1 protein-coding gene and 1 pseudogene are annotated in these 532 nt (G+C 61.5%); both read right to left on the reverse strand.

The features are described from left to right. Positions 1 to 121: pseudogene (locus tag H8A95_RS43510) on the reverse strand (cell envelope biogenesis protein TolA); the annotation flags it as partial. 78 nt (positions 122 to 199) lie between these two features. After that, positions 200 to 439, reverse strand: a complete 240-nt coding sequence (locus H8A95_RS43515) for a hypothetical protein (RefSeq protein ID WP_229188520.1) — start codon at positions 437 to 439, stop codon at positions 200 to 202. Between the last annotated feature and the right edge of the window lie 93 nt (positions 440 to 532).

Below are 532 nucleotides of genomic sequence, written 5' to 3' on the forward strand. Positions count from 1 at the left end.
GCAAGAAACCCGTCACGGCGACAATGTCAGGATCGTCAGTCTCACTGGCGAAGCCCCGATGAAACAAATTGCTGCCTACGCCCCAGGCCTCGAGCGCCGCCTTCATCGAAGGCGCCGCGATCGCGAGATCGTAGAAACCTAGCGACGTCTGGAATGTCTTGAGCTTCCTAGCCTACGGCACCCAAGGTGCTCGACCCGGCTAAAGCTTTCGGCCGACCCAAGCTCCGACCAGGAAGGCGACGCAAAGCGATTGTAGCGGCGCCTTCATAGTCACCTCGCGCAACTGTTCGGCCCACCGCATCGCGGCGTCCGACGACGGTTGGAGTGGTTGACGTCCACTCGCGGAGTCCCGCCGCACTTCGGGAGTCCGCTCAATGTCGCCCTGCTCGTTTGTCAGCCCAGAGGCTTCCGTCATTGCCGAGGCTTCCTTCATATCCATGCGAGTCCTCCTATGCTTTGACGCCGCAACCAACCTTCGCTGATCCTGGTCCCTTGGCCCTTTAATCCTCTGGCTGACCGCGACGACCCGCCC

The organism is Bradyrhizobium oropedii, from assembly GCF_020889685.1.
Classification (GTDB): Bacteria; Pseudomonadota; Alphaproteobacteria; order Rhizobiales; family Xanthobacteraceae; genus Bradyrhizobium; species Bradyrhizobium oropedii.